Origin of the sequence: Hoylesella shahii, assembly GCF_937990675.1 — a bacterium.
Lineage (GTDB): Bacteria > Bacteroidota > Bacteroidia > Bacteroidales > Bacteroidaceae > Prevotella > Prevotella shahii.
The window spans coordinates 48,256-69,660 of the sequence record NZ_CALKQY010000073.1 but is presented as its reverse complement, the minus strand read 5'-3'; the positions used below and the strand labels follow the sequence as shown (position 1 = coordinate 69,660).

The following is a 21,405-nucleotide window of genomic DNA, read 5'->3' as shown; positions in this document are numbered from 1 at the left end:
ATGTGCGCGCGCATTAACAGGACATGTGGTTTGTTTTTCAAAACCATTTGCCCGCCTTACATTGTTAAAACCAGTACTATTGTTTTACAAAACACCCCTCCAATTCCGACCCCTTCTAGCGAAAACAGATGCTCTAAAGCATGGTTTTAGGCCTTTTTTTCAGTCTTGCACATTTTATTTTACAGTCTTTTTGAGTGTCAAAGTATCAATTTGCACCTTTTTGCCTTTCTATTTGGTGCCAAGATCACAATTTTTCGTCGTCCCAAAAACCAGTTTTAGCATACAAAAAGTAGACTTTTGGCGATATTTTCACCAAAATTAGGTATCATTCTACTCTCGATTGTAAAGATTTAGGCGCTGTAAGAAACGCGTTTTGCACCATTTAACTCTGCGTTTTGCACCATTTTACCTTGCATTTAGCAGCAAAACGCACTGCGTTTAGCAGCAAAACGCAAGGTATTTTGCTGCATATTGCACGGCGTTTTGCTGCATTTTAGCCTAAATTTTGTTTTAAACTATCTATTTTTTGGTGTAAACCACAACTTTTTCGACTAAAAATCCTTTTGTGGTATCTGCCTCCCACATCTTTTGTTTCGCCTCAACAAACTCCCGCGAGAATTGAATATTTGCGACCGCGCGACGATTGGCGCGCAAAAAAGCCACTCTCAGTGTTAAATTTTGCACCGAATATTTTACATTTAAATTTCACCTCTCAGCTTTCATCCTTCATTAGACAAGATGAGAAGGAATAAAGCCACTGCAACCAAGCAACACGAGAAACACGCAGTACTGATTGGGATGAAGGGTTCAGTTGCTGAATGCACGTTTGTTTGAAAAGCTGGAATGCGATGTTATGGAATACACCTATCCTGAATACGGCTGCAAAGTTAACAATAGATAAAGAATAAGACAATACCTAATAATAGGTAGATAAAGAAAGCGACCGATTGGGCGCATGGCTCAATTGGTCGCTTAAAGGTTATTGGGTGGCTAGCATCCTAGCATGGCCAATAGTATCAGTGGTGTTAAGGCGCTAGCGGGCCATTTATCCAAGTTTGCTCACAAGCTTTTGTGTATCGCTTGCGATAACCAGTTCTTCGTCTGTGGGGATAACGCACACCGTAACCTTCGAGTCGGGCGTAGAGATAATAGCCTCTTTGCCACGCACTTTATTGGCTTCGGCATCCATCTTGATACCCAAGAACTCTAAATCGCTGCAAGCATCGAGGCGCGTTCCCGTTTGGTTTTCGCCAACACCAGCCGTCCAAACGATGATGTCTACACCACCCATTGCAGCAGCGTAGGCGCCAATGTATTTCTTAATGCGATAGTTGTACATGTCGAGCGCCAGTTGTGCACGCTTATTGCCCTCGGCAGCAGCCGATTCAATTTCGCGCATATCCGACGAGATGCCCGTGATACCCAGCACACCACTCTGCTTATTGAGGTATTCGGCCATTTCTTGTGGCTTCATTCCCGTTTTATCCATCAGGTAAGTAACAGCCGAGGGGTCGATATCGCCCGAACGCGAGCCCATCATAAGGCCTTCGAGTGGTGTAAGACCCATTGAGGTGTCAATGCATTTACCAAATTTAACGGCAGCCATGCTGGCGCCATTGCCAATGTGGCAAGTGATGATGCGTTGGGTTTTGATGTCGCGACCCAGGTAATCGCACACGCGTTGCGATACATAACGGTGGCTTGTGCCATGGAAACCGTAGCGGCGAACATGGTAGTTCTCGTAGAACTTATAAGGAACAGCATAGAGGAAAGCATGTTCGGGCATGGTGCTATGGAAGGCATTATCGAACACAACCACTTGAGGCGTGGTGGGCATAAGGGCATCTACGGCTCTGATACCACGAAGATGGCCTGCGTTGTGCACAGGGGCAAGGTCGCAAAGTTCTTCAATACCTTTTTCTACCTCGGGCGTAACGATACAGCTATCGTTATACTTGTCGCCACCTTGCACGATGCGATGACCCACGGCGTCAATCTCCTTGAGGTCGCTAATGGCGCCAATCTCTTTATCGAGCAGCATTTGGAACACGAAGTTCACACCCTCCTTGTGGTCGGGCATGTCGTGCATAATCACTTTTTTCTCGCCGTTTGGCAGTGTTAGTTTCAAAAAAGCCTCGTCTAGACCGATGCGTTCAACGCCTCCTTGAGCCAGAACCGACTTATCGTCCATGTTGTAGAGCTTGTACTTAATGGACGAGCTTCCACAGTTTAAAACCAAGATTTTCATTGTTATATATCGTTGTTATTTATTTATCGGCATTGAGCGCGCAAGCCTTAGCCTTGGCGTTTTGTGCCTGACAAGCAGTAATGGCCACCATGTAATAAATGTCGTCTACCGAGCAACCGCGACTCAAATCGTTAACAGGGCGTGCTATGCCCTGCAAAATCGGGCCAATGGCCTGGGCGTTTCCTAGGCGTTGCACCAGCTTGTAGCTAATATTTCCTACCTCAAGATTAGGCACCACCAGCACATTGGCATTACCTGCGATGGCACTTCCAGGCGCTTTCTTCTGTCCAACGGATGGAACCAGTGCGGCATCGGCTTGCAATTCGCCGTCGATACGCAGGTCGGGGGCCATAGCCTTGGCCAAACGGGTAGCCTCAACCACCTTATCCACCGACTCATGGCTAGCACTTCCCTTGGTAGAGAAGCTCAGCATGGCCACACGGGGGTCTTTAAATCCAGCCACACAACGAGCTGTTGCAGCGGTGCAAACAGCGATTTGGGCAAGCTGACTGGCATCGGGCATAGGCGTAACAGCCACGTCGCCCATTACGAGAACACCATTTTCGCCATACTCTTTCTGTGTGCTAACCAGCAGCATAGCGCCACTAATGCAGGTAACACCCGGTTCGCATTTAATGATTTGCAATGCAGGGCGCAGCGTATCGCCAGTGGTGCTGAGTGCGCCAGATATCTGTCCGTCGGCCTTTTCGGTTTTAATAAGCATGCAACCAAGGTACAAATTGTTCTTCACTAGCTCGCGAGCCTGTGCAATAGTCATACCTTTCTTCTTACGAAGTTGTGCCAACAACTCGGCCAGTTCTTCGCTATCGGGATTGTCAAGCGGGTCGATGATGGTGGCTTTGCTGATGTTTACCAGTCCACGAGCCTCTGCCAGCTTATGAATTTCAGACGGGTTGCCAATGAGAATGATGTCGGCGATTTCGTCGTCTAAAGCTCTGTCGGCTGCTCTAAGCGTGCGTTCTTCGCTAGCTTCGGGCAAAACGATGCGCTGCTTGTCGCTTTTAGCACGCGCTATAATTTGGTCTAATAGGTCCATTTTTATTTTCCTTATAGTTAATGTAGTTATTTTTTATTACGTTGTTTTGCTATATGAACAATGCAAAAGTAACAAAAATATATGGGATAGCCTTTGTCCGACAAATAAAAATTAATAATTTTGTATCGTGGGGCAGCCGAATAGGTTCGGTAATAGATATTCGTGACCAGAAAAGAGTCGTAACATGTCCCGCAAAACTATTTCAATAGATTGCCCTAAACAAATTCAACACCAGCAACCAACCAGCGTTATGATAAAATTTAAAGACCTCGCAACAGCCGACAAACAGCTCATTCAAAGCTATACGCTATGGGGCGAACGGCAAAATTGCGACCTATCGTTTGCCAACCTCATCAGTTGGAGATTCTTATACAACACACAATTTGCCATCGTAGACGACTATTTGGTGTTTAGATTTCACTATAATCGCCACCTTGCTTACATGATGCCCGTGGCTAAACCGCAGCTGCAAGAAGACGGGACCTATAAGGTGAAACCCTGCGACGAATGTTCTATCAACGTGATTAAAGCTATACGCGATGACTCTATTGCCATGGGACATCCTTTTTTGCTCATGGGCGTGTGCAATTATATGCGCGACTTGATTGAACTTCGCTTCCCCAACACATTTGAAATAAAGCCTAACAGAGATTTCGCCGACTATATCTACACGCGCGAAAAGCTGATTAATCTCTCGGGAAAGAAGCTGCAAAGCAAACGCAACCACATCAATAAGTTTAAGAACCTTTACCCCAATTATGTGTATAAGGAACTTACACCCGACCTTATCCCCCAATGTTTGGCACTCGAAAAACAATGGAGAAACGTGTCGAAAGACGATAACGACGAGGACGACCTTGACGAAGGACTCTCGGAAGAGCTGCGCTCGATGACTCGTGCATTTAATAGATGGGATAGATTGGGACTTGTTGGTGGAACGATTTGGGTGAACAACAACCTAGTGGCTTTCACCTTTGGCTGCCCTATCAACCAAAACACGTTCGACGTTTGTGTTGAAAAGGCCGACGTAAACTACGAGGGCGCATTCACCATCATCAACCAAGAGTTTGTGAAACATCTGCCCGAACAATACTATTACATCAATAGAGAAGAAGACATGGGCGACGAAGGGCTGCGAAGAGCGAAAGAATCGTACAAGCCCGACATCCTTTTAGAGAAAAACAGCGTGATGGAACAACACCCGTTGGCACTGTTTGAAGACGTAAACCGAATTAAAGAAGAAACGAAATCGCTGTGGAAATTGGTGTTCGAAGACACCGATGAGTTTGTTAACCTCTACTTCACGCGCGTGTTCAAACCCAAATTTAACATCGTTTGCCAAATAGACAACCACGTGGTGGCTGCTCTGCAGACGCTCCCCTTTAACTTATTGTATCACGGAACGGAAGTAAAAACAGCCTATATAAGTGGTGTGAGCACCCATCCCGACTATCGACAGCAGGGCGTTGCCGATAACTTGATGCGACAAGCGCACTTCGACTTATATTATAAGGACACCGTTTTTGCCTCGCTCATACCTGCCGAAGAATGGCTCTTTGATTGGTATGCTAAGTGCGGATACGCTCAACAAATAACTTGTACAGCGCCTCCAGAAGGCATAGAAAGCATGAATTTTGCTACATTCGACCGCTGGCAAAGAGCCAAATCGTGCATCGTGCTACACGACACCGACGCTTTCGACGTGGCTAAAGAAGACATCCGACTGATGGGCGACAAGTATCAACGTCCAGAAAACAATGTTCGAGGGATGATTCGCGTGGTGAATGCCAAACGAGCACTCAAACTTTACCTGCAACAACATCCCGAAACAAACACCGTTATACGTGTGGAAGACGACCACGACATACCCATGAACAATGCCTATTATATCTTGGCAAACGGAAAAGTGAAGAAAACCGACGAACCAGATGCTAACGCCACAAGGCTGCGCATCGAACAGTTGGCCGACTTTATCTTTGGCAACGAACAGGCAGAAATGACACTCATGCTGAACTAAAACAACAACCTGCAACACGAAAGAAACGAACAAGAAGTAACTTTCAACTTGTTCGCCACAACGAACTATAGCCTGTCAACTTGTAAGCTACATGCCTACGAAGCGAAAAAGCAGATAGACACAAGGGCAAAAACAACAAAACTTTGTCAAAAGGCATACGAAAAGCAGGTCTGTTAAAAAATCATTATTCAACAAAATACCCCAGTAAACAACGCTGTGGATTAACAAAAAAAACTAAATTTGCACTTAGAACTCATTCTCAAATAATTAATTATCAAACTATGAAAGTTCATGAATATCAAGCAAAAGGTATTTTTGCAAGTTATGGCGTGCCAGTAGACAACAGCATTCTATGCAAAACGCCCCAAGAGGCAGTAGAAGCTTTCAAGAAACTTGGCACAGAACGATGTGTGGTAAAAGCGCAAGTGCACACTGGCGGCCGCGGAAAGGCCGGCGGAGTGAAGCTTGCTAGCAACGAAGCCGAAGTGCTAGAGTATGCCACTAACATCCTTGGGATGGACATTAAAGGCTTTACCGTAGACCGTATATTGGTGGGAGAGGCCGTAAACATCGCCGCTGAGTATTATGTAAGCATCGTTATCGACCGCAAATCGAAGGGTGCTATACTCATGTTGAGCCGCGAAGGAGGTATGGATATCGAGGCTGTGGCTAAAGAAACGCCAGAGAAAATCTTCAAGATTGCTATCGACCCAGCCGTTGGACTAACCGACTTCAAAGCGCGCGAAGCAGCTTTTAAACTCTTCGACGACATGGCTCAGGTGAAACAAGCTGTGCCTTTGTTCCAAAAATTGTATAAGCTGTTCGTTGAAAAAGATGCATCGCTGGCCGAAATCAACCCGCTAGTGCTAACCAAAGAAGGACAACTAAAGGCCATCGACGCCAAGATGACCTTCGACAACAACGCCCTTTACCGCCACCCAGACATCTTCGAAATGTTCGAACCTACACCAGATGAGAAGAAAGAACAAGAGGCTAAAGACAAAGGTTTTAGCTATGTTAACCTCGGTGGTGAAATTGGATGCATGGTGAATGGTGCTGGATTGGCCATGGCTACCATGGACATGATTAAACTTTATGGGGGTAATCCTGCCAACTTCCTCGACATCGGCGGTAGCTCTAACCCACAAAAGATTGTTGAAGCAATGAAACTTCTGATGGCCGACAAACATGTGCGCGTGGTGCTTATCAATATCTTCGGTGGTATTACTCGCTGCGACGACGTGGCTACGGGACTTATCGAGGCTTTCAAAGAACTGAAAACCGATATGCCCATCGTTATTCGTCTTACCGGCACTAACGAGAAAGAAGGACGCGAATTGCTTAAAGGCACCAACTTCATCGTAGCCGAAACAATGGCCGAAGCTGGTAAAAAAGCCGTTGCTGCTGCTGGATATTAAACGCAAACGCACTTAAGGCAAAACCAAATATTGCATTCGCAAGTTATTTAACCAGTAGTGAACAATACATTCACAATCTAAAAACATCCTAAAATGAGTATTCTAATCAACAAAAATACAAGGCTCATCGTGCAAGGTATCACGGGCCGAGATGGTGGTTTTCATGCCACCAAGATGAAAGCGTATGGAACTAACGTTGTTGGTGGCACTTCTCCAGGCAAAGCTGGACAGGAAGTTAATGGCATCCCCGTGTTCAACACCGTGAAAGATGCCGTCGAAGCCACTCAAGCCAACACGTCAGTAATCTTCGTTCCCGCAGCTTTCGCCAAAGACGCAATGATGGAAGCAGCCGATGCTGGCATTCAACTCATCATCTGTATCACTGAAGGCGTGCCCACACTCGACGTGGTGCAGGCTTATAACTACATCCGACAAAAGGGCGCTAAGCTTATCGGACCCAACTGTCCCGGACTTATTTCGCCCGAAGAAAGCATGGTGGGCATCATGCCTACTAACATCTTTAAGAAAGGTGGAACTGGAGTTATCAGCCGAAGTGGCACTCTAACCTACGAAGTGGTGTACAACCTCACCCAAAAGGGCATGGGACAAAGCACTGCTGTGGGCGTTGGCGGAGACCCCATCGTGGGACTTTACTTCCAAGACTTACTCGAAATGTTCCAAAACGACCCCGAAACGGATAGCATTGCCATCATTGGCGAAATCGGCGGAGACGCTGAAGAAAGAGCTGCCGAATACATCAAGGCTCACGTAACTAAACCCGTTGCCGCCTTCATATCGGGGCGCGAAGCACCTAAAGGCAAACAAATGGGACACGCTGGAGCCATCATCTCTAGCAGTAGCGGTACAGCTAAAGAAAAGGTTGCCGCCTTCGAAGCTGCTGGTATTCCCGTGGCTAGAGAAACAAGCGAAATCCCTGAGTTGCTGAAAAAGCAACTCGACGCTAGGCGATAAACCACGGCCTTGAATCATGGCCGTTGCAATGCCTGTAAGTCAACCTCATCAACTTGACTAACACATGCACGAAAAGCGCCCGCATTCACCCAAAAATATTCGAGCGCACTCTGGCCTTAAAGGGCTAGAGTGCCTTGAATGTTTAAAAGCAAACTGGTTTAAGAACCAACATCAACATTAAGAATGTTCTAAAAAAACAGTTAAGACAACCCAAAATAAAACTGTTTCTGAAATTCCACTTCGGTAAATGCAGCACTTAACCTGCACGTTGATGCCCAAACATTAAGGCAACGCCCACCCAACAAACTGTAACGAGGGCTACAACACGCACCGAGGGGCGATACGTATGATTAAAAACATGAACACGTAAAGCAATATTTTGTAGTCGAAAGACTATTCAGAACAAACTAGAATTAATTAGAAAACCAACATTTACACATCTCTTGAGAATTGGACAACCAACATGAGTAAACATATAAAAGTTATAAAATGCCCGCATTGCGGAAGCACAAAGGTGAGAGAAACGCGTCCCGATTATTACCAATGTGAAGCATGCTCTACAGAGTTTTTCCTTGATAGCGACGATATCAACATCAACCACCGATACATTGCCCCAGAAAACAACCTGCTTAACGGCCTCAACGCTAAGCATCTGGCCATTATTGGGGCGATATTGGGCTTTATGATTATACCCTTTGTCATTTCTACTTGCTTCAGCTTCTTATCCTCTGACGACCCTATTACTTTTAACTCCACCGCGAATAATGAGCCTAAAATAGAAGAAAGCTTCAGTTTTAAAAAACTCGTACCCTTTGTTACAAAGGATGGTCGCGCCGTTGTGGCTGTTTTTGGCGTATACTCAAGAGGCGATTACGCGAAAAAAATAACCGAAAACCAAATTCGCATCTACGATTTGAAAAAAGACGAACCCATCAAAACAACCCAACTGCCTATAGAAAAACTTAAAGAGGTAGAGGGAAGAACCTTCGACGATGGCTCAGTTAACATCATTCTCAACAATAGCACCTGGTACACCATCGATAAAAGCACGCTCGACCTCAAAGAGATGACAAGCTATAAAAACGTGCCTGAACTGGAATCGGGATTTGCAAACATCAAATTCTTATCCAATGGCGACTCGGATGGCTTCAAAATAATGACCAACACGGCTAAAGAACGCTTTTACCTGCCTATTATTAATAAGGTGTACACACAGCGGGAATTGTTCGAAGCCTGCGAGAAACCACTGCCAAACCCTGTTGTAAAAACCGATTTCGATTTCTCACGAACCACTACCGACTATCCCGAACAAGAGATCCAACTGATAAAATACTCGCATTACACGCAAGTGGGATACCCCAAATCTGATAGCTGGTCCTTCGGTTGGTGCAGAGATTTTGGACGTAAATGGGGTATATTCGTAGGAAATGAAGGGTCGGTAAAGGCCTTCATCAGCACTTTCGACAAAGAAAGAGCACGACTTATTAAATACGAAAACTTCACACCCGACGCAACTTACTTCTCTGCAAGCGTACTCTGGTCGAACGATTCGCATGTGTTTATACGCTTTAAATCCACAGCATCTGAAGATGCCGAATATGTTTACCAACTCCTTGACGCCACTACAGCCAAACCTTTGTGGTCGGTGAAAGAGCCCGAAAATTATCATTTTTACTCCTTACAGGGAAATGTGGTACACTCACCACAAGGCTTTATCATATGCGGATATAACAAAGTGTGGCTACTGGGACTTAATGGAAAAACCGTAGCAATAAGAGAGTTCTAAACCGCTATCAATAACTCATTCACGTTACTCATATTTATATAAACATACATCATGGGCATAACCAATATTTTTCGCAATCAATTGTCGGCAGTTATTCAATGGAACGCCGACAAGCAACACCTTCTCTGGTACAAATATCCATCTAAAACCGACGAGATAAAAAACGCCAGTAAGCTAATTGTGGCTCCAGGACAAGGCGCCGTGCTGGTTTACGAAGGTAAAGTGGCCGACGTTCTTACCGACGAAGGCACCTTTAACCTCAAAACAGACAACCACCCCTTCTTCACCACACTGGTAAACTTGCGCCAAAACTTCGAAAGCGAACACAAATTGCAAATATTCTTCTTCCGCAAGGCTCAAGTAACCAACCAACACTGGGGCACAGCCTCGCCCGTGAAGTTTATCGACCCACAATATAAACTGCCCGTAGAAATGGGCGCTAACGGAACTTTCTCTTACCAAATTAGCAACATCGAACACTTCTTTATCAACATCGTTGGTGCTAAAGCTGAGGTTAGCAACGACGAAATTAGAGAACTCCTGCTGGGCCGACTTTCGCAAAACATTATTAGTTCCATTCACAAACTGGGATATGCCTACAACGAAATTGATGGACATCTCACCGAGATTGGACTACAAATGACGAGCCTACTCAACCAGGATACCGAACAATTGGGCTTCACACTAACCGACTTCCGTGTTGATGGTACGGTGTTCGACGAGCAAACGCAAGAACGTATCGGACGAATTGCCGACGTTACTGCCGACTCGCAAGCTGCTAAAGAGGGCGGACTTACCTATGCTGAACTTGAAAAACTGCGCGCACTGCGAGACGCTGCACGCAACGAAGGCGGAATGGCTGGCACTGGAGTGCAGATGGGCGTGGGACTGGAAATGGGTAAACAAATGGGCGCTGCAGCCCAAATCATTAACGAACGATCCAACCCCACCGACGAACTCACACGCCGACTGACTCGCCTGCGACTGCTTAGAGACGAAAATGTAATTAGCGAGGCCGACTACGAGGCTAAAAAACGCGAACTACTCAACGAAATATAATCGCTCAAAGGCCTCACCAAACTCCTGAGACGCTCGTTTTAAATAATTATCAACTCAATAACAATATAGACAATGAAATATATCAAATTCATAACACTCAGCGTTGTCTTGCTCATCGTGCTCATTGTTCTCTTCGCCATCATGAAGATTTGGGGCATAACCCTACCCGAAGGCTGGAACATGACTACTCAAACGCTCACCAATATCATCCTCACCGTTGGTATTGTAGACTTCCTTATCATCGTCTGCCTCATTCTCGTGCCGTTCATCGCGGGCGGTTCGAAAAAGAAAATTGATGCAAATAGTGGTAAAGTGGCCCAAAGAATGGAAGACTAAACCCATCTTAGAGTTTAACTCCTATACAATAAGTCTCATCTCCAGCAAGAGCATTAAGCTCTGGAGATGGGGCTTTCTTTTTTCCCTGCATAGTAAAGGCTCGCTCAGCACTAAGCAAAATCGCGCAAAAGGGCTTTACTTGCGGGCATCTTTCTTACCGTTTAAGACCCACGCTCTGCCATTAACAACACACAACAGCGGCAAACACAAACACTTATCACCGTCCTTTCTTCTTTTGCCTCCTCACATCCCTTGATTGTGATAAACAACCCTACCGATTAACTTGGACATAAAACCAAACTCTAAACCTATAATCGCACACCTGGCAAGGTCTTTCAACTGCAAACTAAAGAAACTTAAACACTAACGGACTGATAAGAATAGGGCATCCTAGCAAAGGGCGAAAGACAAAACCGTACGTAAATTGTAAAATATTTCCACCATAATTTAACATTATGAGTGCCTTCGGTGTGAAAAATCCGAGCATCGGCCGAATTTTCGCGCGTATTTCGAAAGTTTATAACACGTTGACTTACAAACAATTATAGCAAATAACGCACAAAACATCCTATTTTGAACAAAAAATAGAAGAAAAAGACGTAATTAAGCGCTCAATCAAAAGTGGACTGTCGGAATTTATCAAAAACACAATAACTTCCTATATATCAAGCTTTTGCCACTTTCAACCGCAAGTTAAAGCCACTTTTAACAGCAATTTTAATTGCGTTTTGTAGGAGTTAGCACTGCGTTTTGTAGGAGATAGCATTGCGTTTTGCAGGAGATAGCATTGCGTTTTGCAAGAGAAAGCACTGCATTTTCGTGCTTTTTAGCGTCGGTTTTCTTGTCGGAGCGACACACATTTAGCACAAATTTGCCTCAAAAAAAAGTGCAAAAGCATAGTAAATGCCCCTAAACGAGATAAAAACTGACTGTTTGACGTCGTGAATTTTATGTCTTTGAGGCGTTTTATATAGGTTTTAGCGAGCCTTTTCGTCTAGAAAGGGTTGTACAGAAGAGCGCATTTTGTAAAGTTTGTTTACCGCATTAACAAATCAATCCCCACCCTTTTTAACTATTAAGCGCCCAGAAACACGCTCACGGATAACTCTTCGCCCATGAATTTACGAGGAGATTAAATGCAGCAGCTAGCCACTCAGCATGGCCAAAAAACGTTGGATAGTGCGCCATTAAACTGCTTATAGCACCTGTAAACCGCTCGTCAGGCACTAAAACGGTGTTTAAACATATACGCATGTTCTGTACTTGCTAACGAAACAACCCACCCGAAAAAATAAAACGCTTCACTAAACGCATAGCAAAAACCAACGCCAAGCATTAAGCCGACACACTAATAAACATTTAATAAGCGTATTCTAAACTTTGTTTAAAATCTTATCTTTTTACACTCTGCAAAACACTAAACCCGTAAACATAGTGTAAAAATGGCAAACAAACAACAATTAACCTTTTATTGCTAAACTCTTAAATCTTGTGATATAAATTATTTTTAACACAAAAATACGTCTATGTATATTAAAAACTCGTAAATTTGCGTAAACCTAAAATAATGTCGCGGCCCAAAAAGATGAAAAATGGCTGCAGACTCTAAACAATTTAAGTTAACAATGGCAACTAAAGCGAGCCTTACCCATAGCGTAAAACACTCTCACACAAGAGATTACAACGCCAAAAGGTTTTACAAAGGAGCCACCTAATAATGTCCTTATGAAAAAAACTTATTGTTTACTTGCAACGCTGGCTGCACTTTCTGCCCCGTCTAACATGATGACGGCCATGGCAGAAAACTCCAATGGAGCGACCACAATGACCGAACTGCAAGAGCAGAACACCATCACAGGTGTGATTACCGACACCCAAGGCGAACCAATCACTGGTGCAACTATCACCGTGGTGGGCAAAGCTGTAGGCGCCGTGTCCGACATCAACGGGCGATTTACTCTTAACGTGCGCCCTGGCGCTAAGTTGAGCATCTCTTATGTGGGCTACAAAACCGTGAACATCGCGGCTTCCGAGTCAATGAAGGTGGAATTGCAAGAAGACGCTGGACAACTTTCTGAAGTGGTGGTTGTGGGATATGGCTCGCAGAAAAAAGCCAATCTAACGGGCGCTGTAACCACTGTTGACCTCACAAAAACAATGGCCGGCCGTCCGCAACAGGATGTAGCAAAAGCATTACAGGGTGCTGTACCAGGCTTATCGGTACTTAGCAGCAATGGCGACATCAACGCTAAGCCCACCATGCGCATACGCGGCGTAGGCACATTGAGCAACGATGCTAAAAGCAACCCGCTCATTGTGGTTGATGGTGTACCCATGGACGATATTTCGTTCCTTAATCCGCAAGACATCGAAAGCGTGTCGGTGCTGAAAGATGCAGCTTCAACTTCCATTTATGGAACAAGAGCTGCCTTTGGTGTTATACTTATCCAAACAAAGGGAGCACGCCCAACAGAACGCACCACCATTACTTATAGCAACAACTTTGCTTGGGATCAGGCTACATTTATACCCGATTACCCAGACGTTCCCACACAGTTGAAGGCCGCATTGGAAGGAAGAGCCAACTCTGGCAAATACGAAGTGGAACTATTTGGTATGTATTTCGACAAGCTTTTGCCCTACGCCGAGAAGTGGAAACAACAAAATGGTGGCAAAATTAACTACGGCGAAATGCGCAAATATGTTGACGACAACAATGTGGGCGACTACACCATGATTGGCACTAAGCCTTATTATTATGCCGACTGGGATGTAAATAAGATTTTTTACAACAACGCTTCACCCTCGCAAAGCCACATCTTGTCTATTCAAGGCTCATCGGGTAAGAGTGCCTACTATCTCTCTTTTGGCTACGACTACAAAGAGGGTATCATGAAAATGCGCCCCGACAAACTGAATAAATATAATGCAACGGTGAACGTAACCACAAGTCTGTACGACTGGCTGAAGGTGGGCGCACGCTTTAACTATACGCGTCGCGACTACACTTACCCCGAAACCGCCTCTAATGTGTACCAATACCTATGGCGCTGGGGGTCGTTCTTCTTGCCATCGGGTACCATCGACGGATACGACCCTCGTATCATCGCACATCTAAAGCAGGCCGCCATGGGCCAAACAGCTACCGACTTTCTTCGCATGAACACCTTCCTTAAAGCCAATATCGCCGAAGGTTTGACGTTCAACGCCGATTTCACTTACTCAATCCAGAACCTAAACAGCAACTCAAGCAAGTTCTCGGTTTATGGCATTGACTGGGGTAGCGCCAAACCTTCGTACATCTTGAGCAAAGACTTAACGTCTACGTGGAAAGACAACTCGAAGGAAAACACTTGGACACTCAATGCTTATATGGACTACGAGAAATCGTTTGCCCAAAAACATAACCTCAAAATAATGGCTGGTTTCAATGCCGAAAAGCTAGAATATTCGTATCTTTTGGGGCAGAGAAACGTGCTTTTAGACCAAGCGCAGCCCGAATTAAACCTGGCTCGACAAGATGGACAGAGCCTAGGCTCTAAGCATAACCGTCGCGCTTCGGCAGGTTTCTTCGGACGTGTTAACTACGATTACAACGATATCTACCTCTTGGAGATTAACGGTCGCTACGATGGTTCTTCTAGATTTCCACACAATGCCCACTGGGCTTTCTTCCCTTCGGTGTCGCTAGGCTATCGTTTTAGCGAAGAACCCTACTTCAAAAACTTAAAAGACGTGGTAAGCAACGGTAAATTGCGTGCCTCATTTGGCGAAATTGGTAATGAAGCCGTGGGCGAATACATGTTCGAAGAATTGATAACCCAACTGGAAGAGAAAAAGGTTTATTGGGTTGACAACAACAAAGAAAACGCTAACTTGCTCACCATGTATAATATGCCTAACCTCGTGGCAAGCAGTTTGACTTGGGAACGCATACGCACCACCGACATCGGTATCGACTTGGGTTTCTTAAACAACGAATTGATGGTGGGCTTTGACTGGTATCAACGCGAAAACCGCGATATGCTCGCACCTTCAAAGGTGCTTCCACAAGTGCTCGGAGCCGATGCACCCGTATCAAATGCAGGCACATTGCGCACCCGTGGTTGGGAATTTACCGTTGATTGGCACCACCGCTTTGGCGATTTTAACGTTTACGCCAACTTCAACCTCAGCGACTCGCGCACCAAAGTAACGAAGTGGGACAACCCCTCAATGCTACTTAACACCAACTATTCGGGCAAAACCTATGGCGACATCTGGGGTTTTGAAACCGATAGATATTTTGAAGAGAGCGATTTCACCGGTAAAAACCCCGATGGAACATGGAACTATGCCGCTGGTATTGCTAGCCAAAAGGGCCTGGAGCAAGGCTCATTCCACTACGGGCCAGGCGACGTGAAGTACAAAGACGTTGACGGTAGCGGTGTGATTGATGGCGGAAAAGGCACTGCCAACAACCATGGCGACCTGAAAGTGATTGGAAACTTTTTGCCACGCTACGAATATAGCTTCCACCTTGGTGGTACATGGAAGGGCATCGACCTCGACCTGTTCTTCCAAGGCGTGGGCAAACGCGACTCTTGGACCGTTTCTTCAATGAATTTCCCCTTGATGCGCGATGCCGACCTTGCACTATATGCACACCAAACAAGCTATAACAAGGTGAACTTTACGGCCGACTACAAAACCATTACGGGCTACGAAATAAACCAAAACAATAAGTACCCACGACTTTTCCCTGGCAACGACCCCAAAGGAACCATCTCGGGAATAGACAACGGCACAAACAACTATTACCCACAATCACGCTATCTCACCGATATGTCTTATCTAAGATTGAAGAACGTGACACTGGGCTACACCCTTCCTGCCGAACTAACACGCAAGGCCTACATACAAAAGGCGCGCATATACTTTAGCGCAAGCAACCTGTTCTTGCTGCATAAAGGCAACGATTTGCCAGTAGACCCTGAAATAAGTACAGGCGCAGGCCTTGCTTATGGAGGCTGGGGACGTACCGCTCCTATAACACGCACGTTCTCATTCGGCATGCAAGTAACATTGTAAAACAAGAAATCATCTAAAGCATTATATATATGAAAAAGATATTGATATGCAGTATCATGATGATGGGTGCGCTTACTAGTTGCAATAGCTTCTTAGATATTCACCCAGACGATACTTTCACCAATACTCCTGCTTATTGGAGCAACACAGATAACCTGGATAACCAGTGCAATACATTCTTAAACAACTACCTAGGTTATGGTAACGGAAGTTCGTACGGATGGTTTTATTTCAAGGCATTAAGCGACGACCAAGTTGACTTTACCGACAATAACTGGACTTTTACCAATGTTGTTGCTTCGTCGGCCGACTGGAAATCTGCTTACGAAACCGTGAGACATGCCAACTATGTGCTCACCGGTCTGGCCAAATCTTCGCTAAGCTATGACGCAAAAGCCACCTATGAGGGCATCGCTAAGCTTAATAGAGCCTGGACTTACTACCAGCTGGTGCGCCAATATGGTGATGTGCCGTTAATCAACACTGTGGTAAACACCGATGATGAGGAAATTCTATACGGTCCAAGAATAAATCGCGACGTGGTGATGGATAGCGTACTAAACGACCTTAACTACGCGGCCGAACACATTACGCAAACAAACAAGCAGAGATTTACTGCCGATATGACTCTGGCTATGAAAGCCGACGTGGCTTTATACGAAGGCACATACTGTAAATATAGAACAGTAGCAGACAACGCTGGCAAAGGTCCTGACCTTACAAGAGCACAACGTTTCTTGAACGAATGTGCCGATGCCTGCACTAAACTAATGACTAAAGATTATCATCTTAACGCTAGCTATAAAGGCAACTACAACTCAACCGACTTGAGTAAAAACCCTGAGATGATTTTCTACAAGCCTTACTCGAAAGGTAAGCTAACCCACTCCACCATTAATTACACAATGAACACGAGTGGAACAAACGGTATGACCAAAGATGCATTCGATGCTTACCTCTTTCTCGATGGCAAACCAAAGGCTACAACAAGCTTGGCAACCAACGATGCTGCCACTTTAAACGCCAATAACCAATATGGAATAGAGGCACAACTGGCCGTTCGCGACAAACGATTGGCTGAAACCATCGACCCCGTGCTGGCTTTTAAAGGTCATGCTTATCAACGTGCAGGAACTCATGCCTTTACTTCAACCACTGGTTATGCTGTTTCTAAATACGACAACACCACTGAACTAACCATCGGAGAACGCAATAACAATAACCGTCAATACACCGATTGCCCCATTTTCTGGCTATCTGTGGTGTACTTAGACTATGCCGAAGCTAAAGCCGAACTAGGAACAATCACGCAAACCGACCTTGATAACAGCATTAACAAGCTGCAAATACGTGCCGGATTGCCAGGAATACAACTCGCACCTGCTGCCGACCCCGCCAATAACATGGGCGTTAGCAACCTGTTGTGGGAAATAAGACGCGCACGCAGATGTGAATTGATGTTCGATAACTGGACTCGTTATTGGGATTTGATACGCTGGCATCAACTGCATCTCATCGACTCGGAACAACATCCTAACGTTTATCTTGGCGCTAACATTAGCAATGTGCCCAACCCCGAAGTGGATGTAAACAGCAATGGATATATGATTGGTTCGAACACACTCAACCAAGTACGCCGTTTCGATAAGAAATACTACTTCTACCCCATACCAACGGGCCAGATAACACTCAGCAATCTAACCCAAAACCCAGGCTGGTAATAGGGAACAAAAAGGCAACGACTAGGCAAAAAGCCAGTCGCACATGGCTAAAAGCAACGAACAACAGGCGGAAATAAAACCCAAATCCGCCACTAACACTACAAACTAAATGAGAACAGGCAGGGACTCGCCCCCAAAAAGGCAAGCACCCTGCCTGCTCATGAGTAAAAGTAAATCACTAATTAACAACATACAAAAACAAAAAAGCAGAAAAAAGGCAGGCTATAAGAGTAAACTGTGCCCAAACAGACTGATTTTGCCAAGCTGATTGAACTTGCTTTCAAAAGGTGCATCATGGCCGTGTACAAACGAAAGCAATAAAAGACGCCACCAATAATCAAGAAAAGAAAGCGCAGAGCATACCAAATAAGGCAGCAATGCCCAGGTGAGCTAACAATTAAAACATGCCTATAACCAACAAATCATTTATTAAAAATGCGAAGAATCTATTATCTAAGCGCGGCTTTCGCAGCCCTGTCAGGCACCTTCGCCCTACAACAGGCACACGCTGCAGCCACCCAAACGCCACGCGCCACTAACGCCGTGCAACAGCAAACTACCCTTTCGGGTATCGTTACCGACGCCAATGGCGAGCCTATCACAGGCGCTTCTGTAGCCATTGAAGGCAAAGGCGTGGGAGCAGTGACCGACATTAACGGACACTTCACCATCAACGCTCGTCCTGGAGACAAACTTACCATCACTTACGTGGGCTATAACGCCATGCAAGTGACAGCTAAAGCCGACATGCGCATCACACTTACAGAGAACGCCAGTCAACTAGGCGAAGTGGTTGTTGTGGGCTATGGCACACAAAAGAAAGTGAACCTCACGGGCGCTGTGTCGAACGTAAACGTGAAAGAGGCCATCGCTAGCCGTCCAATCACCGACGTAGCAAAGGCTCTACAAGGTATCACACCTGGTCTAACCATCACCAATCGCGTGGGTGGTGTTGGCACACAAAGCGCCGTAAAACTACGTGGCTCGGTGGGTTCGCTTAGTGCTGAAGGCGGTACATCTCCACTCATCCTCGTAGACAACGTGGAAGTACCCAACCTTAATTTGGTAAACCCCGACGATATCGAAACCATTTCGGTACTTAAAGACGCCGCTTCGGCCTCTATCTACGGTACGCGCGCTGCATGGGGTGTTATCCTTATCACCACCAAACAGGGTTCAAACAACGATAAAATTAACGTAAGCTACTCTAACAACTTTGCTTGGAGCACACCAACAAAGATGGCCGAGCAGATGAAAGCCTCAGACAATGCCCGCTTTATCTTCGAAATTATGAAGAGCAAAGGCCTGTCTAAAAAGGCTAATATTGGCTATACCATCGACGAAGCACTCATTGGCAAGCTCGAAGATTGGGAAAACAAGTACGGTGGCATGTCGCAAGAAGAACTAGGAGAGATGCAACAAGGCCGCGACTTTGAAATCGTTGGCGGTAGCACTTACTTCTATCGCTCGTTCGACCCCATTAAAGAATTCACCCGCAAATGGACGCCACAGCAGAACCATAACTTGTCGGTAACAGGCGGAAGCAAGAAAACTACTTACAACATCAGCCTAAGTTATCTCACACAAAGCGGTGTGATGAAGTATAATTCTGATAAATACGACCGCTATACACTGCATAGCAACATCACCACTAACGTTACCGACTGGTGGAAAGTGCGCACAAACGTACTCTTCACTCGCACCAAGAACGATGAGCCTTATCGCTTCACGTCGGGTCAATACGATGCTTGGTTCTACCTTTTGCGTTGGCCTCGCTGGTATCCTTACACCACTTATCAAGGCAAACCCTTCCGTTCGGCCGTTACCGATATCCAACATGGCAACCGCGAGAACACCACAACAACCTATGTTCGCGCCAACTTGGGTACAGAGATAACACCAATGAAGAACCTCTCGGTGAACTTCGACTACACATTCTCGTTTACCAACGACATGCGTAAGATAAATGGTGGTACTATCTACGCTTACGATATGTTCGCCACAGCGCCGTTCTCAAACTTCACAAACATCTATGGTTTGGCGCACAACATGGCCGAACAGTCTAGCCAATACACCCTTCAAAACATCTTCAAGGGTTATGCCACCTATATGTTCGACATCGAAAAGCAACACAACTTCAAGTTGATGGCTGGTTTCGACGCCGAAACACGCGAAGCCTTCTCGCACTATTCAGAGCGTCAAAAGCTTTATAACGAGAAATATCCAGAGATTGCTTTGGCCTATGGAAACCAATTCTCGTTCAATAGCCTCTATAGCTACCACAACGATTTCGCTGCAGCGGGTGTCTTCGGACGTATCAATTACGACTACCTGCAACGCTATCTCTTCGAATTCAACCTGCGTTACGATGGTTCTTCTCGCTTCCCTGTAGGCAAGAAGTGGGCTTTCTTCCCCTCTTTCTCTGCTGGATGGCGCGCAAGTGAAGAAAAATTCATGGACTGGGCTAAGCCTGCACTCACCAATTTGAAGCTTCGTGGTTCGTGGGGTACCATCGGTAACCAAGATGTTGCTGCCTATTCTTACCTCTCTATCATGGCTCCACAAAACTCGGGTTGGGTAATCGATGGAAAAAACGTTGCCACACTTAACTCACCCACTGTTAATTCGGACGCCCTAACATGGGAACGCGTGTCTACACTCGACCTTGGTTTCGATGCTAGCTTCTTCAACAACGACCTCAATGTAACCTTCGACTGGTATCGTCGCGTTACTTCGGGTATGCACACCGCAGGCGAACAACTCCCCGCAACCTTTGGTGCTGTTGTTCCAAAGATTAACTTTGGCGAGCTTACTGGTACTGGTTTCGAACTTGGTATCAACTATCAACACCAATTCGAAAATGGTTTAGGACTCTCGGCTTCGGCTTCTTTCTCTCATGTAAAAGAAGTAATCACCAAATTTAACAGTCAAACTCGTAGCATCAACGGAAACTATGAGGGTAAAAGACTCGGCGAAATCTGGGGTTACGAAACCGACAGACTCTTCCAAGCAGACGACTTTGACAACACCGGTAAGCTAAAAGCAGGCATCGCTAAACAAAATAAATACGAGAACGATGACTTTAAATTCGGTCCTGGAGACGTGAAATACAAAGACCTTAACGGTGATGGCGAAATTACTTACGGCAACAACACAGTGGAAAACCCTGGCGACCAAAAGGTAATTGGTAACTATCTCCCCAACTACGAATACAGTTTCTCACTCGGAGCAACCTATAAAGGCTTCGATTTCAACGTATTCTTCCAAGGTGTAGGCAAGCGCGACTTCTGGGTTGGCGGTGCTGTGGGCATCCCCTCTGGTGGTTCTGGCTACATGGATGCAGCCTATGCACACCAAACCGACTATTGGACTCCTACAAACACTGGCGCTTTCTATCCCCGTCCCACAGATATGAGCTGGAAACAAAACAACCAGAACTATCTGAAACAAACTCGTTTCCTTGCCAACATGGCTTACTTGCGTTGCAAGAACATCACCTTGGGCTACACCTTGCCACAAGACATCGTGAAGAAAATCATGTTGCAATCTTTCCGTGTGTATGTAAGCGCCGAAAATCTATTTGAAATCGACAACCTGCACTTGCCCATCGACCCTGAAACAACAGAGTACAAGCGTGGCGCAGCTAATGCAGCTTGGTCGTTCGGACGCTCTTATCCCTTCACACGTACCATCTCATTCGGCCTCCAAGCCACATTCTAAA

At 45.6% G+C, this 21,405-nt stretch carries 11 protein-coding genes; 9 read left to right on the top strand and 2 right to left on the bottom strand.

Going from position 1 to position 21,405, the window contains the following annotated elements:
- Window positions 1-1,045: 1,045 nt before the first annotated feature.
- Together QME03_RS10755 and pta are read right to left on the bottom strand one after the other, a co-directional pair.
- Window positions 1,046-2,248: an acetate kinase gene (locus QME03_RS10755; RefSeq protein WP_110370327.1), complete on the bottom strand. Its 1,203-nt coding sequence runs from the start codon at window positions 2,246-2,248 to the stop codon at window positions 1,046-1,048.
- Between the two features lie 19 nt (window positions 2,249-2,267).
- Entirely contained in the window at window positions 2,268-3,305 is a 1,038-nt protein-coding gene (pta, locus tag QME03_RS10750; RefSeq protein WP_281724356.1) for a phosphate acetyltransferase, read from the bottom strand.
- A 250-nt stretch (window positions 3,306-3,555) separates the two neighbouring features.
- Between pta and QME03_RS10745 the strand changes: the two genes are divergently transcribed.
- The 9 genes from QME03_RS10745 (at window position 3,556) to QME03_RS10705 (ending at window position 21,404) form a co-directional block, all read left to right on the top strand.
- Entirely contained in the window at window positions 3,556-5,322 is a 1,767-nt protein-coding gene (locus QME03_RS10745) for a GNAT family N-acetyltransferase (RefSeq protein WP_281724355.1), read from the top strand.
- Window positions 5,323-5,603: 281 nt separating this feature from the next.
- Window positions 5,604-6,740: an ADP-forming succinate--CoA ligase subunit beta gene (gene sucC / locus QME03_RS10740; protein WP_281724354.1), complete on the top strand. Its 1,137-nt coding sequence runs from the start codon at window positions 5,604-5,606 to the stop codon at window positions 6,738-6,740.
- Between the two features lie 93 nt (window positions 6,741-6,833).
- Window positions 6,834-7,712 carry a succinate--CoA ligase subunit alpha gene (sucD, locus tag QME03_RS10735; RefSeq protein ID WP_281724353.1) on the top strand — a complete coding sequence of 293 codons (879 nt, stop codon included), beginning with the start codon at window positions 6,834-6,836 and terminating at the stop codon, window positions 7,710-7,712.
- Between the two features lie 463 nt (window positions 7,713-8,175).
- A complete protein-coding gene (locus QME03_RS10730; RefSeq protein ID WP_281724352.1) occupies window positions 8,176-9,498 on the top strand; it encodes a hypothetical protein in 1,323 nt (440 codons plus the stop codon).
- Window positions 9,499-9,549: 51 nt separating this feature from the next.
- On the top strand, window positions 9,550-10,557 hold the full coding sequence (locus tag QME03_RS10725; RefSeq protein WP_281724351.1) for an SPFH domain-containing protein: 1,008 nt from the start codon (window positions 9,550-9,552) through the stop codon (window positions 10,555-10,557).
- Window positions 10,558-10,629: 72 nt separating this feature from the next.
- On the top strand, window positions 10,630-10,893 hold the full coding sequence (locus QME03_RS10720) for a hypothetical protein (RefSeq protein WP_274946705.1): 264 nt from the start codon (window positions 10,630-10,632) through the stop codon (window positions 10,891-10,893).
- Window positions 10,894-12,618: 1,725 nt separating this feature from the next.
- Window positions 12,619-15,963 (top strand): SusC/RagA family TonB-linked outer membrane protein, encoded by a 3,345-nt coding sequence (locus QME03_RS10715; RefSeq protein WP_281724350.1) that lies wholly within the window; start codon window positions 12,619-12,621, stop codon window positions 15,961-15,963.
- Window positions 15,964-15,992: 29 nt separating this feature from the next.
- Window positions 15,993-17,684, top strand: coding sequence for a RagB/SusD family nutrient uptake outer membrane protein (locus QME03_RS10710; RefSeq protein WP_281724349.1), 1,692 nt, complete (start codon window positions 15,993-15,995; stop codon window positions 17,682-17,684).
- Window positions 17,685-18,119: 435 nt separating this feature from the next.
- On the top strand, window positions 18,120-21,404 hold the full coding sequence (locus QME03_RS10705) for a SusC/RagA family TonB-linked outer membrane protein (RefSeq protein ID WP_281724348.1): 3,285 nt from the start codon (window positions 18,120-18,122) through the stop codon (window positions 21,402-21,404).
- The last annotated feature ends 1 nt before the right edge of the window (window position 21,405 follow it).